The organism is Glycomyces arizonensis DSM 44726, from assembly GCF_000482705.1.
Taxonomy (GTDB): Bacteria; Actinomycetota; Actinomycetes; order Mycobacteriales; family Micromonosporaceae; genus Glycomyces; species Glycomyces arizonensis.
Genome location: NZ_AXWO01000007.1, coordinates 52,821 through 67,428, shown reverse-complemented (window position 1 = coordinate 67,428; position 14,608 = coordinate 52,821). Strand labels below are relative to the sequence as shown.

The window sequence follows — 14,608 nt, the reverse complement described above, 5'->3', positions numbered from 1 at the left end:
CCGCCTCACACAAACCTTGGAAGGAAACCCTCCATGGTCTCTGTCAGCCTACGTCAAAATCGGCCCGAGCCGGTAGAGCGAAACCCGCACGCCTACCCGCACCCGGACAACCCCGGCCTGATCGAACGGCCCGGCGGTTACTACGACTGGGCGGGCCGCCGCCTGTTCCTCCCCTCCGGCGAGCCCGACCCGGCCACACCCGGCGCCTACCGCTACCAGACCCGCCCTGACCTGTGCGACCTCGAAGCACCCGACTCCGACCCCGCCAGCCCGCGCTACGAACCGCCCCACCTGCGCCACCAGCCCGGCGACACCTGGGAGATCGGCGGCAAGCCCCACGATCCCGAAGACCCCGGCCCCTACGGCACGCCCGGCTGGTACCAAGACCGGCGCACCGGGCGCCACCGCCGCAACGAACTGCCCGACCCGATCCCGCCGTGGGAGACCGACGAACACGACCAGGTCGAGCCCGTCCCGTCCCACCAAGCCGAACCCGATCGGCCCTCGCCTTCACCGCACCGCCGCTACTGGAACGACACGGACGAACCTCACCGCTTCTCCCGGCTCCGCGAAGACGCCTGGGACCGCTGGCTCATCGACTCCGAACCCCTCGCCGAGGCCCACCACCACACCGGCACCGCCAAAGGCGGCCCGCTCGCCACCGCGCTCCTGCGCGCCTTCGGCTGGATCGTCGCCCTGCTCACCGGCGCCCGCGCCACGGAACACGAATCGGCCCGGCCCGTCGCACCCGAACCGACGGCGGACCCGCACCGCGCACCGGCCGACCCGCCATTGCCCCGACCACTGCCGGGGCCCCGGACCGGCAACGGCTACATCGGGTCTTGGGAGACCGCCTTCGACGCCCGCCACGCCGTTGTCGGCGGTGGTCTGGCATGAGCCGCTCCCGCCACGCGCCCGCGCGCATCCGCGCCCGCTACCTCCGCGCACTCAACGCGCTGCCGATCCCGACCCAGCTCACCAACCCGATCGAGCCCGACCAGCTCACCGTCCTCGGCACACACACCATCGCCGACCGCACCGTCGACTTCGGCACCATCGCCACCGCCCCGCGCCTGTGGGTCGCCTTCAGCAGCCACCAACCGGCCCTGATCGGCTACCTCACCGGCCTCATCATCGCCGAGCCCGACCTATGGCTTTGCGAACCGGCCCACCGCGAGTGGATCCTCGAAGACGACCACACCGCCCGCCTCAAAGAAGCCGCCGCCATCGTCTGGCACACCTGCCGGTACCACTGCGACGGCTGAGAGCACATCCGGAATGGGGTTATCGGCCTGCTTTGCAGGCATCTTGTAGCAGGTCATGGCGGCTCCGAAGGTGACGAACACGAGGAAGTGCGCGGCTTTGCGCTCATAGCGGATGGTCAAGGCGCGGAACCCTTCGAGCCAGGTGATCGTGCGTTGGACCTTCCAACGGTGAGGGCCGAGCCACTTGGAGGATTCGAGCGCATCGCTCATGCCAGTCGGCATCGAACAGGATAAAGAGCATGAAAATCCTCAATCATGCAACAACCCCATTCCGGACGTGGTCCAAGCGCCTCGGGAAGGGCAGGGTCCGTGGGCGAGGTTGTGGAGCCGGGCGATACCGCGCGTCGCGGTCGCTGCTCCTTCGCCGCATGAAACGCGGCTGACAGCCGGCGCACCGGTCCCTATCCTGAACGTCAACCAACGGGAAGGAGGGGAACCATGCCTTTCACCACGATGGACAACGGTGCTCCCGAGGGTCTTGTGACCGACGACTTCATCCTCCGGCCGATCGTGGCCGCCGATGCTGAGTTGGACTACGCCGCGGTCATGGAGAGCAGGGAATACCTGCGTGGATGGGAGCAGACGGGGTGGCCCGAGGACGACTTCACCGTCGAGGCCAATCGCGGCGACTTGGAGAAGATGGAGCGGTGGCATACCGACGGTGCCGGTTTCTCGTACACGGTGATGAATCCGACCGAGACGGAATGTCTCGGCTGCGTCTACCTCAGGGCGACCGACGCGCCCGCGTACACCGGAGCGCGCGTCACTCCGGTCGGCGACCATCGGTGGGAGGACTACGAAGCGACGGTCTCCTTCTGGGTTCGCAAGTCCCGGCTCGAAACGGCGACCGATCGCGCCTTGCTCGACGTGCTTCGAGCATGGCTGGCAAAGGACTGGAGCCTCAGGGGCCATCTCTTCACCACCAGCGAACTGTTCACCCAGCAGGTCGACATGATCGAGCACACCGACCTCCAACTGCGTTTCACGGTCGAAGAACCCGACAAACCGGGCCGATACCTCGCCTACGAATAGACGAACCGGTCGACGGCCGTCAAATTCTTCAGACGCCTCGCAACCACAATGACCACGAGCCACCCGCACCCGGGCCGCTCATCAGCGCCACTGCGACCGCTGAGGCCTTCTGACACCAGCTTTCCGGCACCGGGCGGGAGACCCTCACAAGTCCCCGCCCGCCCAGAAGGCGCTTGGTGCTCTGGGTCTTCACCATCACGGCACAACCTCAGGCCCCACCCCGACCGCCCTCGTCCGGGCCCCAGCGTCGAGCGTTTTCCAATATGATCACAGTGCGCAGTCACCCCGATCCCTGGAGCCCGAGCCCATGTACTACCCCCCGCCTCCTTACCCCATGCCCGAACCGGCGCCCACCTTCGGCAACATGCCCGGTCTGACCAAGGCCGCAGTGGTGCTGATGTGGATCCTGTTCGGATTCGGCGCCTGCGGCGCCGTCGCCTCCCTCATCGTCGTCGTCTTGTTCGCCACGCAGTTCGACGCGCTCTTCGCGTATGCCGACCTTCCCGGGATACCGCCCGCGCTCTGGGTCATCCTGATCCTGAACGTGGGGCAGCTGATCGTATGGACCATTCTCAGAGGCGTGTTCGCCGTTCGGATCTGCCGTCGGGACAGCAGGGCCCGCACCGGCGCGGTCGTCTTGGAGGCGGTCGGGCTCGGCCTGACGGTGCTGACCTGGATCATCACAGCGGCGATCGGCATGTCCTACCTGCGCGACATCGCCATGAGCTCTGACACGAACGTCTCGTACTCGACGGACTTCGGCGGCAACAGCGGCAGCTGCGTCGGCATCGTGCTGTCGATCCTCGTCATCGTCTTCCTGTCCATGCAGGACTCCAAGCGGTGGTGCGACCGCTGACCTCGGTCTCTCAAATGTGATCCACATAGGTAATAGCGAAGCCGATGCAGGGCACTAGATAAGCGCAGGCCACGACGGTGATCTCCGGGAACGTCGGGCGGTCCTTCAGCAACCGGCGGTACAGCACCAGCAGCACTGGCGCCGATGCCAGGTGCAGCGGGATGAGCGAGGCGTCGATGACCGTGTCCGCCAGCGCGAAGGCGAGGGCGAGCACCGCGCTGCCCGTCCACAGCGCGAAGCCGAGCTCGAACGTCGCCCGCCGCCCGAGGACCACCGCGATCGTCGGTATGCCCGCGCCCTCGTCCGCGTCGCGGTCGACCAATGTGGTCGGCAGGTACAGCGCGGCCGCGGCCATCACCCCGATGATCGCGATCGGCCACGGGAATCCCGCCGCCGTGCCGGAGACCGCCGTCCAGCCGCCGAGCGGCCCGAGCACGCCGATGACGGCGTTGGCCGTCAAATCGGCGCCGGGCCTGGCCTTCAACCGGATCGGCGGCGCGCTGTAGGCCCAGCCGAGGGCCACGACGAAAGCGGTGCCGAGCGCGAAGAGCCCACCGAGTGGCACGGCGGCGGCCACGGTCAGCGCGCTCGCCGCCGCGGCGACGGCGAGGGCGCCATGGACGGTCATGCGGCCCGCGACCAGGGGAGCGTCGGCCTTGCGGGGGTTGATGCGGTCGGTGGGCAGGTCGTACGCGTCGTTGACGGCGAGGACGGCGAGCCACAGCAGCGGGCCGGTGACGATGCATGCGAGCGCCAATGCCGCGATCTCCGGTCCACGAGGGACGATGTGGTGTGTCGCGAGGACGAAGCCGACCTCCATCATCACGACCGAGGCGATCCAGAACCGCGGCCTGGACATCGCCAGCACATCGCGCGCCCGCTGCCGCGGATCGGTGTGCGCCCCAGCCGATGCGGGGTGCTTGAGTGCTGGTGTGGTCCCCATGAGCCCAGTCTCGGGCGGGGCGGGGTCCCGAACCTCCCTCCGGGGAGCGAAGCGGCTCCCCCTCGCGAGGGAGGCCCGCGACCCATGAGTTCCAGGCCGACATGCGCCCCGGCAGGCGCTCGCTTGGCGGGAAAACTGCCGAGTCCACCGGCCTCGCCCCGAACTGGTCGAGGCTCCCCCTCGTGCGCGGAACCGCGGCCGTCCACGGGGTCGTCCGCACCCGCCGGTACGGCTCTCCTCGTGTGCGCGGGCCGCGGGTCAGCGTCGCTCCCGCGCCGTCCGGCATGCGGCGGCTTCCCTTCGCCCGGGGCTGCGGTCGCTCGCTCTGGCGCGGTCGGCGGCCCGCCTGCTCGCCCCCGCCACCGGTAGGGTCTGCCCTACCAATAAGACGCCTGGTCACAGGCTCGTATGCGGCCTCGGTTCTCTCTAGATTTGAGGCATGAACAAGACATTCAAGCAGGTGGGCATCGACACGACCTACCTCCTCTCGTCCTTCCCCATCGCTCTGCCCGCCTTCGTCATCGCCGTCACCGGGTTCTCCGTCGGCATCGGCACCGCCGTCATCTGGGTCGGTGTGCCGGTTCTGGCGGCGACGCTGCTGGCCATGCGGGGCCTGGCCGCCGCCGGTCGGGTGCAGTTGCCGGCCGTGCTCGGCCAGGAGGTCGCGACGCCGCGCTACAAGCGGGCTCCGGCCAACGCCACCGCGCTGCGCCGCTTCCTCACCGCGATCACTGACGGCCAGTCCTGGCTCAATCTGCTGTGGGGCGTGATCAACTTCCCGGTCGCCGTCGTCGGGTTCGCGCTGACGCTGGCCTGGTGGGCCGCGACGGTGTCCGCGCTCGCCTACCCGCTCTACGGCTGGATCATCCTCCGCGCCGTCGGCGAGGACGGCGGCAACGGGCTCGAGTACGCCACCAGGTGGCTGGGCTGGGGCGATTCGTACGGCGCGGTCGCGGCGCTGACGTTCCTCGGCGGTGCCGTCCTGGCGCTGCTCCTGCCGCTGATCCTGCGCGTCTGCGCCCTCATGCAGGCCGGCATCGGCCGCGGCCTGCTCGCCTCGCTCCCCGAGATCGAGGCTCCGGAGGGCCGCGATGACCTGGAACGCCGCCTCGGCACCCTCGACGAGGAACTCACCCGAGTTCGCGAACAATTCGCCAAGGCCTGAGGCTCATACAACTCGCTTCGGGGGGCGGTCGCGACATCGCGACCGCCCCCCGAAAGGTTATAGACTATAATAGACCTATAGCCTATAACTTCACTGAGAAGCGCCCGCTCCGCTCAGCTCCCGCCGGCACACCCACCAACCGGCCTATCCGATCAGTAGAAGTCGCGCGCTTCCGCGAGCGCGCCCGGCAGGCCGGCCTGGCGATCGAGACCGCCGTGGCCGAGGTCGACGAGTCCGGGCACCTCGCCGCCGTCGTCGATGCGCCCGCCGATCTCGTCTGGGCCAAAGGGATCGTCCACCACATCACCGACCAGCAGGCCGCCTTGACACGCCGGTGACACTGCTCGACACCGACGGCCCGCACTGGCTCGGCGCGCGACGCGACCTCCACCACCTGGAGATCCAGTCGTTCTACGTGGGCGCCAAGCGCTCAGTCGTCGGCCTCCAGCGTGCCGGTCTCGGCTTCGAGCTGGAAGAGCCGGTCGAGCGCCGCGAGCCCGTACACGTCGTCGAGGTCCTCGGCGCGGGCGAAGTCGCTGAGCAGGTCGAAGCCGTCGCGAACGCCGAGCTTCCCGAGCCGGTAGGCGGCCTCGATGCGGCCGAACCACGGGAAGCTCGTGTCGACCGCGAGCGCCGAGTAGGCCTCGATGCCGCTGTACGGGCAGATCCCGTGCAGCGATTCGGCGGCGTCGATGCCCAAATGGTAGTCCATGCTGGACTCGACACCTTTGATCAAGCGCCACAAGGCCTTCTCGGCATCGCCGGGGTTGTCGTCGGCGAGCTGCTCGGCGCAGATGATCCGCAGCCTGGAGGTGATCAGCGGCGCGGTGGCCAAGTGGCGGAACGCCATCGCCGCCGATCCGTGGCTGACGCGGCGCAGCATGTTGGCCGCGCTGTGGCGCACGTACTCCGAGACGGCGCCGTCGGTGACCAGCTGCATGAGCGCGGCCCCGGCAGCGCGGGTGGCGCAGTCGACGAGCGCGCTGGCCGCGTCCAGCCGATACCGGTCATCTACTGTGGAATCATTTGCGATCGTCTCGAGTGCGTGAGAGCCGTCCTCGGAGCTGTACCGCCCCATGTGCTCGGCCGCTTCGAGCCGCACCTCTATGTCTACTTCAGACGCCACGGCCACCGGCGTCAACCGCATCGCCATGTCGCGCCCGCCGAGGTCGACGAGGTCCTGGATCAGCTGGACCCGCAGGTCGGCCTCGATGCCCTCGTTCTTGATGCTGCCCACCAGGTTCTGCATCGCCCGATCGCGCCGCTCGGGCGATTGGACGGTCCCGCTGCGGCCGGCGGCGTCGAGCGTCTCGGAGATCGCGCCCATCGTGTCGGGCCAGAACGAACTGCGCGCCTCGATCTCCTTCGGAGGCTTCGCCGACGGATCATCGCGCATCTGCGCGAACTGCCTGCGCCGCTGCCACCGGCAGGTCACCAGGGTCACGGCCAGCGCGGGATAGAGCAGGCCGTAGCCCCAGAGCCGGTTCACGCCGAACAACTCGACGACGGGCACGGGAGCAAGCACAGTGGAGAATCGAATCGTCCACAATCCCATTGAATGGACAGTCGCCATACGTTGAACCTCGGGTAGAAGCTTGTCTTGTCGCTGCCTGAACTTCTCGGTACGGCGCCGCCGGTCTCCCAGGCGTGTCCGTATCGCGATCGCGTCGTATTGGGCCGGGAGAATGATGGTCGAGTGCCGGGGCCATAGATTTTAGACCCCGCGCCGGAACGGCCCGCGCACAGGGTGCGCGACTGAGGGTAACCCGCCCGAGTGCGGCCGCGGCGCCGGGCGGCGAAATCGCCCACCGGAGAGGGTCCGCACCGGGAAGTCGCTCCGGCACGACGGCCTCGCGGCACTGGGGCGAAATCCTCCGCCGGGGACGGTGCCACGGTGCGGGCGGACCGTGTGGGCCAGGGCGGAATCGCCCGCGGAGGGCAGTGCCCACCGCCCGGTGGCTCGCGCCGCGATTGTCGCGAGGGTCGCGCAAGCACCGGTGCGCGCCCACTGAGGCGGAGGCCGCGGGGCACCGCACCGCTGTGAAGCGACAGAACGGGAGCATCGGGGACGACCACGGCCGATCCGCCACGCCGCGGGGCGTGCGGCCGCGCCAAAGGTGCACTGAGCGGCGTCCGCGTGGTACCAAGGTGAGCGGGTACCGCTGTACGATCGATACACCCCGGTGAAGGCGTTCACCACGACTGAGAGCCCACAGAGCAGACGAGGCCATAGAGAGCGATGACTTATCCGCCGCCCCCAGGCGGCTACGACCCTCAGCAGTACCATGTGTCGAGCCAGCCGCCCCAGCCCAGCGATCCGTACGCACAGGGCTACAACGCTCCCCCGCCTCCTCCCCCGGGCTACAGCCCGCCTCCCGGCCAATATCCCGGCCAGTACCCGCCGCCTCCCAACGCCACGCCGCCCATCGGCGTGCAGCCGGGCTATCCGCCGGGGCCCTCCACCTCGCCGCTGCCGCCACAGATACCTCCGGCGAACCAGGGCTCGAACCTGGGAATCATCCTCGGTGTCATCGTCGGCCTCGTGGTGCTCCTCGGCGTGGCCGCGGTGCTCATCGTGCCAGGGATGCTGGAGGACGACGACGACGACGGCTCGAACGAGGCGGGGTCCGACACCACGAGCGAGGGCACGGAGGAGTCGCCTTCCACCGACGACGGGGCCTCGCCGTCCACCGGCGAGAGCGAGGGCACTGACGAGAGCGAGGGCACCGACGAGGAGGGCTCGGGCGGCGGCTTCGACGGCTGGGGCACGCCGGTCAACTCCAACGAGGTCGACCCGAACACGCCCGAGGGCGCGGCGATCGCGTGGGAGATCGCGGTCGACGACGGGGACATGGAGGCGCTGGAAGCGCTGATGTGCTCGAACCCCACCGAGGACATGACGTGGGAGCTCGACTACGAGAAGGAGTACAACACCGCCGAGAACTACGACTTCCTCATCTGGGGCATGGCCAAGGAGGAGCAGGACGGCCAGGTCGAGGTCTGGGCCGGCTGGACGTGGGACGACACCGCCCCGGCCAGCCAGCAGGACATCGACGAGGGCGGCGGCCAGTACTACACCGCCGTCGAGGAAGACGGCACGTGGAAGCTGTGCGACACCCAGTACTGACGGTTTGAGAGCGGCCGTGCCCGCGCCTCCGCTGGGAGGCGCGGGCACGGCCCTTTTGATGCGCGCAACGTTATCCACAGGCCATACGCTGCGATGACGCCGCATTGCCAGAAGTTATCCACAGGCCGAAAAACAATCCTTGACAGTGTGTATCCGTGTCGTGACACTCGATGCATGCTTCAGATACCCGCATACCGAACCACCGCAGCGACCACGTCCGGGACGACCGGCGCGGGGTTGCGCGAACGCTTCGAGGCCGCCTTCGAGTCCGATTGCACCGTCGTCGCCACCGGCCGCACCGCCGCGTGGATCCACGGCTTCGACGTCCTGCCGCCGGGCGTCGAGGAATGCGGATGGCCGCTCGAGTGCGCCTCCGACCTGCCCGAGGCCGACACCACCGTCGTCGACGGGCTCCCGGTCACGCACCGCTCCCGCACGCTCGTCGACTGCGCGGCCGATCTGCCGCGGCTCGAGGCCGTCGCGGCGGCCGACCAGTTCCTGCGGGCCGGGATCGACGCGCGCGGCCTGGCCGCCGTCCTCGAACGGGTCCACGGCGACCGGTTGCGCCGCGCGAACGCGACGCTGCTGGCGGCCGACCCGCGGGCCGAGTCGCCCATGGAGTCCTGGACGCGGTGCCTCGTCGCCGACTCGGGGCTGCCCGCTCCCGTGCCGCAGCTGCGCGTCAGGGCGCCGGGAGGGCACTCGATGTTCCTCGACCTCGGCTGGGAGGAGTGGAAGGTCGGCGTGGAGTACGACGGCATGGCGGCGCATGCGTGCCTCGGCGCCGAGACGGGAGACCGGCGCCGTCACCGGGCGCTGTGCAACCTCGGCTGGCAGGTGCTGGTGCTGACGGCGACCGATGTGATGGAGCACCCGCGCGCGTGGCTGGTGGGCCTGCGCGAGGCGCTGCTGGAACGGGGCTGGCGCCCGGAGCTGTCGGTGCTGCACGACATCGGCGCCCGCATCGACGCCGTCGACTCGGCGATGAGCCGCGCATGAGCGGGCGGACGCCGAGACCGCGCCCGGCGGACGCGGGAGGGCCGTAGCCGTCCTCCCGAGACCGCCGAAGGCTCGCGGGAGGCGAGCGACGGACCGCTCACAACGCGAAGGAGGCATCGCCGGCGGGCCGCCGTGGGGCACACGCGGAGGGCGGCCGCCAGGGCGGCACACGCGACCGCCGCGATCGTTCCCTGAAGGGCGGAAGGGCATCGCGGACCGATCGCGTACGGGGGTCGAGCCGCCGGTCCCGCTCACCGCCGGGAGGAGGTATCGCCTACAGGCCGTACAGGCGTCCGGACCGCCTCGACCGCTCACGAGAATCGCTGAGGCATCGCCGCCGACGTCTGCCAGGCGCTCTGGGCCCCCTGCCTGGGGCGCCTCGCCGTCCGGATCGTCACTCGGCCGTGTCGCACGCCATCGAATACGAGTGAGGAGGTTTTCGCCGGATCACGATACGATCGGGGCGAGCATTGTTCGAGTCCCCGACGCGGCTCTGGTGAAGGCGGCACTGTTGCAGGCGGCGCGGTCGATACCCGATCGCCTCCGCGCCGCGAGTGGGGCAGTCTGGCGGGAGTATACGTGTCGGAAGCGTCTTTCACCGGCTTCGCGCACCCGGCGCTCCCCACCGTGGACGAGATCCGGGCCTGGGCGCTCGACCCCTCCTCCCTCGCCCCCGAGGGCCGCCACTGGGACCTGACGCTGGCCACCGACGAGCTCGCCGACGCCTGGCTGGATCTCGCGGGCGACGCGACCTGCCCGAAGCGCTCCTTCGCCCTGCACGTCCTCTACATCTACTCGGGCGACGCGGTGCGCACGAAGTTCCGCGTCCACTCCCGCAAACGCGTCGACAAGCTGCTCGACAAGGCGCAGGAGAGCCGGGACCAGTATGTTGGACTGTGGGTCGCCAACACCAAGGCGCTCATCCGCCAGCCGGACCTGTTCGACTACGACGAGTGGTGCAACGGCGGACTGGTGCGCAGGCCCCGACGACTCAGCCCCGGTCCGACGAGAAGGTGACGTCCATGTCCACGCCCGATCCGAGTATGCGCGTCTCGAACGCCGAGCGCGAGGCGATCATCGCCAAGCTGCACATCGCCACCGAAGAGGGTCGCCTCGAACTCGACGAGTTCGCCGAGCGCTCCCGCGACGCCTACGCCGCCAAGACCTACGGCGAACTCGAGCGCCTCCTCAACGACCTGCCCGACACCACCGGCGAGCTGGCCGTGCCCCACATCGCCACCTCGGCCGCCCGGAACGCGGCCGACACCCCCGCCGAGCTCAACCTGTCGCCCAAGGCGTCCTCGATGCAGCGCAAGGGCGAATGGCTGGTGCCCCGGCGCATCAAACTCCAACCCAAGGCCGGCTCGGTCAAGCTCGATTTCAGGCACGCGATCATCGGCACGCGCGAGGTCGACATCGCCATCGACGCCGGCGCCTCGTCGGTCGAAATCATCCTCCCGGCGGGCGCCTACGCCGAGGCCGAGATCGACCTCTTCGCCAGCAGCTCCGACAACCGCTGCGAGTACAAAGGAATGAACGGATTGCGGTTCAACGTGACGGGCAAGGCGAAGGCCAGTTCGGTCAAGATCCGCTTCGAGCGCCGCTTCCTGTGGTGGCGCTGGTAATCGCCCGCCGCGCTGCAGGGGGCGCCGAGTTCCGCCCGCCACCGCCTGAGCGCGCCGCTCACCGTGCCGCCCGCGCCGCCGCCGATCCAGCGTTCGTGCCGGACACGAACGTGGCAGCCCGCCGCGTCACCTGCGGCGCCGTTCCCACGCGGCCGCACGCACTGCCGACCGACCATCCAATGTCACGGACATGTAACAGTATCGATCTGGCACCGATTTCTCCTCATACGAGGGTTTACAGCGAGTCACGCTCACAATAGGCTCGCTTCCGTGCGCCGTTCCCAACCCTACGCGGCGCTCACCCCCTTTGAGAGGAGCTCATCGAATGGGATCTTCGTCCCCCCATGCCTCCGGAAGGCGCGCAACGACGCGCGCCAGAACCGGAGCCAGGATCACGCTGGCGGCCGCGTCCGTTCCAGTAGTGGTCGCCGGGCTCGTCACCGCGGCCGCCCCCGCCTCGGCCGAGCCTCCCGCGCTCCCTGAAGTCACTCCCCAGTACTCCAAGGAAGCCCCGGCCCAGGACGTCGAGTACACCGACGGCTACTACATGGTCCAGCTCGCCGAGGAGCCCGTCGCCACCTATGAGGGCGGCCAGGAGGGCCTCGATGCCACCGCGCCCGACGAGGGCGAGACCATCGACTTCGAATCCGCCGAGGTCGAGGAGTACCAGGACTACCTCGACGGCGAGCGCAGCGACGTCCTCGACGAGTTCGGCATCGATCCCGTCGCCGAGTACGACACCGTGTTCTCCGGCTTCGCCGCCGAGCTGACGGCCGAGGAGGCCGAGGAACTCGCCGACAGCGACCAGGTCGTCTCCGTCGTCCCGGACAAGGTCTACCAGCTCGACACCGCCACCACTCCCGAATTCCTGGGCCTCGACGGCCGGTGGGGCGCCTGGAACACCCAGTTCGGCGACCCCGAGCACGCCGGTGAGGGCGTCATCGTCGGCATCCTGGACACGGGCATCTGGCCCGAGAACCCGTCCCTGCAGCCGCTTCCCGAGCCGCGCCCGGACCAGGAGATCATCGACGCCAAGTGGAACGGCGAATGCGTCGAGGGCGAGGACGAGGACCCCTCGAAGAACATCGCCTGCAACAACAAGCTGATCGGCGCCCGCTGGTTCGACGCGCGCGGCATCTCGGCCAACGGTTACGCCTCGCCTCGCGACGAGCACGGCCACGGCACCCACACCGCCACGACCGCCGCGGGCAACTACAACACCGAAGTGATCATGGACGGCGACGAGTTCGGCACGGTCTCGGGCATGGCCCCGGCCGCGCGCATCGCCGCCTACAAGGTCTGCTGGGACGGCTGCGCCGGCGCCGACCTCGTCGCGGGCATCGAAGCGGCCGTGGCCGACGGCGTGGACGTCATCAACTTCTCCATCGGCAGCCTCGGCACCCCGGAGTTCGTCGACGCGGTCTCGATCGCGTTCTTCAACGCCGCCGCCTCGGGCGTCTTCGTCGCCGCCTCGGCGGGCAACGAGGGCCCCGGCTCCACCGTGGACCACCAGGAGCCCTGGGTCACCACCGTCGCCGCCTCGACGCACGACATGACCTACCGCTCGGACTTCACCTTCGGTGACACGACGGTGCAGGTCGGCGCCATCAACGGCTCCGCCGAGTTCCCGGTCAAGCTGGCCGCCGACGCCGCGCTCGCCGATGCCGACCCGGCCGCGGCCGAGGGCTGCGCCCCGGGCACACTCGACCCGGCCGAGGTCGAGGGCTTCGCGATCGTCTGCAAGAGGGGGAACCTGTTCACCGACATGGCGACCGAGGTCGCCGCGGGCGGCGGCGCGGCGCTGATCGTGCGCGACGTCGAGGACCTCGGCGAAGGCTCCGTGGTCACCTCGCAGCCGGTGCCGACCATCCACATCGGCTACAACGCCGGGCTGGAACTGGTCGACTGGGTCAACTCCACCGACGACCCGACCGCCTCGGTCACCGTCTCGGAGCGGCAGCGGCAGGACGCGCCGGAGATGGCCGCGTTCTCCTCGGCCGGACCGGCCCTCTCGGCCGGGCAGAACCTGCTCAAGCCCGACATCACCGCGCCCGGCGTGGAGATCCTCGCGGGCGTGACCCCCGAGCACTACCGCGGCAACGACTACGGCGCCATGCAGGGCACGTCGATGGCGAGTCCGCACATCGCCGGCATGGCGGCGCTGCTGCTGTCGGCCAACCCCGACTGGTCGCCCATGGCCGCCAAGTCGGCCATGATGACCACGGCGTACCAGCGCGACAGCAACTGGGATCCGATCCAGCGCGGCGGCGAGGACGCCACCCCGTTCGACTTCGGGGCCGGTCACGTCGACGGCGCCTCGATGTTCGAGCCCGGCCTGGTCTACGAATCGACTCCCGATCAGTGGATCCAGTACATCTGCGGGACCGCCGAGGCCGCCAAGATCGGCGACTCCTGCGACACCTACGGCTCGATCGAGCCCTCGCAGCTGAACTACCCGTCGATCACGGTCGCCGAACTGACCGGCATCGACACCGTCACCCGCACCGTCACGAACGTGTCGGACGAGTACAGCTTCTACAAGGCCAGCATCGACGCGCCGGAGGGCACGAAGGTCAGGGTCGACAAGAGGTTCCTGTGGCTGGCGCCGGGCGATTCGGCGACCTACACCCTCACGATCGAGCGCACCGACGGCGCGTACGGCGAGTGGGCGTGGGGCGACATCACCTGGAAGGAGCTCGGCTCCTGGTGGCACCGCAGCGAGGTCCGCTCCCCGATCGTGATCAAGCCCGCCCAGGTGGGCGTCGACGACGAGGTGAACCTCTCCGGTGCCTCGGGTGAGACGACCCTGACGGGCACGTCGGGCTTCGACGGGACGCTCGGCACCTCGGTGTCCGGCCTGGTGGCCTCGGAGGTCTCGACGGCCACGCTGACCGACCCCGACAGCTCGGACTTCCCGGCGGACGACCCGGTCGAGAGCTCGCACACCGCTTCGTTCGAGTTCACGACGCCGGCGGACGCGTCCCTGATCCGCTACGCGACCTTCGACGCCGACCACCCGGCCGGGACCGACATCGACCTGTTCGTCTATCTCAAGGGAGACGACGGTTCGCTGACCCTGGTCGACTACTCGGCCTCGGGCGGCACGAACGAGGTCGTGACCCTGCCGGGCGGCTACACCTTCGTGGTGTTCGTCGACCTGTGGGCCGGGGAGGCCAGTGTGGACGTGCAGTTGCACGCCTGGACGGTGCCGAGCACGGACGAGGGCAACCTGACGGTCGACCCGACCGAGCAGACGGTGAGCCTGGGCGGTGAGTTCGACCTGGACCTGGCGTGGTCGGGCCTGACAGCCGGCTCGCGTTACATGGGCACGGTGAACTTCAGCGCCGAAGGCGAACAGATCGACTCGACGATCCTGAACGTCACCGCCTGAACCGACTGATCGACCGAAGCGCCCGCCGCAACGAAGCGGCGGGCGCTTCGCTGTCTCATGGAGAAGCCACCACAGGGAATCTTATACCCTATAATTTATAACCTTTTTTCTATAGGCTATAGAATATAACGAACAGGGGCGAGTTCGCCCCTCCCGACATTCGGCACAATTAAGATTCCGAAAATGTTTCCGCTCACACAATGTT

13 protein-coding genes are annotated in these 14,608 nt (G+C 69.1%); 10 read left to right on the top strand and 3 right to left on the bottom strand.

The genetic code is table 11. The annotated features are described in order from the left end of the window. The first annotated feature begins 33 nt into the window (after nucleotides 1-33). From H613_RS0108300 to H613_RS0108285, 4 genes are all read left to right on the top strand, one after another. Entirely contained in the window at nucleotides 34-897 is an 864-nt protein-coding gene (locus H613_RS0108300) for a chromosomal replication initiator protein DnaA (protein ID WP_026923428.1), read from the top strand. After that, nucleotides 894-1,265: a hypothetical protein gene (locus H613_RS0108295; RefSeq protein ID WP_026923427.1), complete on the top strand. Its 372-nt coding sequence runs from the start codon at nucleotides 894-896 to the stop codon at nucleotides 1,263-1,265. Before H613_RS0108300 ends, H613_RS0108295 begins: the two co-directional genes overlap by 4 nt. Before the next feature lie 438 nt (nucleotides 1,266-1,703). Continuing rightward, nucleotides 1,704-2,297, top strand: coding sequence for a hypothetical protein (locus H613_RS0108290; protein WP_026923426.1), 594 nt, complete (start codon nucleotides 1,704-1,706; stop codon nucleotides 2,295-2,297). Between the two features lie 334 nt (nucleotides 2,298-2,631). Then, complete coding sequence (locus H613_RS0108285; RefSeq protein WP_026923425.1) at nucleotides 2,632-3,153, top strand: hypothetical protein; 522 nt, start codon at nucleotides 2,632-2,634, stop codon at nucleotides 3,151-3,153. A gap of 10 nt (nucleotides 3,154-3,163) precedes the next feature. Here the strand turns inward: H613_RS0108285 and H613_RS0108280 are convergent, their stop codons facing one another. Then, entirely contained in the window at nucleotides 3,164-4,096 is a 933-nt protein-coding gene (locus tag H613_RS0108280) for a UbiA family prenyltransferase (protein ID WP_084546466.1), read from the bottom strand. Nucleotides 4,097-4,535: 439 nt separating this feature from the next. On the opposite strand from H613_RS0108280, the gene H613_RS25325 reads away from it, so the two are divergent. Next, nucleotides 4,536-5,261: a sensor domain-containing protein gene (locus tag H613_RS25325; RefSeq protein ID WP_051393111.1), complete on the top strand. Its 726-nt coding sequence runs from the start codon at nucleotides 4,536-4,538 to the stop codon at nucleotides 5,259-5,261. 152 nt (nucleotides 5,262-5,413) lie between these two features. Here H613_RS25325 and H613_RS30755 read toward each other — a convergent pair whose 3' ends face one another. Further along, nucleotides 5,414-5,560 (bottom strand): hypothetical protein, encoded by a 147-nt coding sequence (locus tag H613_RS30755; protein ID WP_156925905.1) that lies wholly within the window; start codon nucleotides 5,558-5,560, stop codon nucleotides 5,414-5,416. Nucleotides 5,561-5,691: 131 nt separating this feature from the next. Further along, nucleotides 5,692-6,786, bottom strand: a complete 1,095-nt coding sequence (locus H613_RS0108260; RefSeq protein ID WP_156925904.1) for a HEAT repeat domain-containing protein — start codon at nucleotides 6,784-6,786, stop codon at nucleotides 5,692-5,694. Nucleotides 6,787-7,500: 714 nt separating this feature from the next. On the opposite strand from H613_RS0108260, the gene H613_RS0108255 reads away from it, so the two are divergent. The 5 genes from H613_RS0108255 (at nucleotide 7,501) to H613_RS32880 (ending at nucleotide 14,403) form a co-directional block, all read left to right on the top strand. Then, nucleotides 7,501-8,388: a hypothetical protein gene (locus H613_RS0108255; protein WP_156925903.1), complete on the top strand. Its 888-nt coding sequence runs from the start codon at nucleotides 7,501-7,503 to the stop codon at nucleotides 8,386-8,388. 174 nt (nucleotides 8,389-8,562) lie between these two features. Beyond that, the gene (locus tag H613_RS25320; protein ID WP_156925902.1) at nucleotides 8,563-9,387 is read left to right on the top strand and encodes a putative endonuclease domain-containing protein; all 825 of its coding nucleotides are present in this window, start codon (nucleotides 8,563-8,565) and stop codon (nucleotides 9,385-9,387) included. Nucleotides 9,388-9,966: 579 nt separating this feature from the next. Beyond that, nucleotides 9,967-10,404, top strand: coding sequence for a hypothetical protein (locus tag H613_RS0108245; RefSeq protein ID WP_051393109.1), 438 nt, complete (start codon nucleotides 9,967-9,969; stop codon nucleotides 10,402-10,404). Nucleotides 10,405-10,409: 5 nt separating this feature from the next. Then, a complete protein-coding gene (locus H613_RS25315) occupies nucleotides 10,410-11,012 on the top strand; it encodes a DUF1707 SHOCT-like domain-containing protein (RefSeq protein ID WP_084546465.1) in 603 nt (200 codons plus the stop codon). A gap of 325 nt (nucleotides 11,013-11,337) precedes the next feature. Continuing rightward, the gene (locus H613_RS32880) at nucleotides 11,338-14,403 is read left to right on the top strand and encodes a S8 family serine peptidase (protein WP_084546464.1); all 3,066 of its coding nucleotides are present in this window, start codon (nucleotides 11,338-11,340) and stop codon (nucleotides 14,401-14,403) included. The last annotated feature ends 205 nt before the right edge of the window (nucleotides 14,404-14,608 follow it).

Excerpts from the sequence above, each read along its gene's own strand:
- H613_RS0108290 (WP_026923426.1), top strand. The coding sequence starts at position 1,704 with ATGCCTTTCACCACGATGGACAACGGTGCTCCCGAGGGTCTTGTGACC.
- H613_RS25325 (WP_051393111.1), top strand. The coding sequence starts at position 4,536 with ATGAACAAGACATTCAAGCAGGTGGGCATCGACACGACCTACCTCCTC.
- H613_RS0108255 (WP_156925903.1), top strand. The coding sequence starts at position 7,501 with ATGACTTATCCGCCGCCCCCAGGCGGCTACGACCCTCAGCAGTACCAT.
- H613_RS25315 (WP_084546465.1), top strand. The coding sequence starts at position 10,410 with ATGTCCACGCCCGATCCGAGTATGCGCGTCTCGAACGCCGAGCGCGAG.
- H613_RS0108285 (WP_026923425.1), top strand. The coding sequence starts at position 2,632 with ATGCCCGAACCGGCGCCCACCTTCGGCAACATGCCCGGTCTGACCAAG.
- H613_RS0108300 (WP_026923428.1), top strand. The coding sequence starts at position 34 with ATGGTCTCTGTCAGCCTACGTCAAAATCGGCCCGAGCCGGTAGAGCGA.
- H613_RS32880 (WP_084546464.1), top strand. The coding sequence starts at position 11,338 with ATGGGATCTTCGTCCCCCCATGCCTCCGGAAGGCGCGCAACGACGCGC.
- H613_RS0108295 (WP_026923427.1), top strand. The coding sequence starts at position 894 with ATGAGCCGCTCCCGCCACGCGCCCGCGCGCATCCGCGCCCGCTACCTC.
- H613_RS25320 (WP_156925902.1), top strand. The coding sequence starts at position 8,563 with ATGCTTCAGATACCCGCATACCGAACCACCGCAGCGACCACGTCCGGG.
- H613_RS0108280 (WP_084546466.1), bottom strand. The coding sequence starts at position 4,096 with ATGGGGACCACACCAGCACTCAAGCACCCCGCATCGGCTGGGGCGCAC.